At 57.6% G+C, this 302-nt stretch carries 1 pseudogene; it reads right to left on the bottom strand.

The features are described from left to right. Window positions 1-284, bottom strand: a pseudogene (locus tag CVN76_RS02690) (proline--tRNA ligase); the annotation flags it as partial. Between the last annotated feature and the right edge of the window lie 18 nt (window positions 285-302).

The following is a 302-nucleotide window of genomic DNA, read 5'->3' as shown; positions in this document are numbered from 1 at the left end:
TGGAATTGTTCTACCAGCTCGGCGATGGTCTTGGCATTCGGCGTATCTACAATGCGCAGTTCTTCGCTGGCTGCCGCACGTGGCTGAGCCGGGGCAACCGCTTCTGCCAGTTCGATATTGGCAGCAAAGTCGGAACCGGTGGAAAACACGATATCGTCTTCACCGCTATCGGCCAGTACCTGGAACTCGTGTGAGGCGCTACCGCCGATGGAGCCGGTATCGGCATCCACCGCACGGAAGTCCAGGCCCATACGGCTGAAGATTTTGCTGTAGGCTTCGTACATCGCATCGTAAGTCGCCTG

The sequence above is a fragment of the Bacillus sp. mrc49 genome, assembly GCF_002803435.1.
This window is presented reverse-complemented; position numbering and strand designations above follow the sequence as displayed.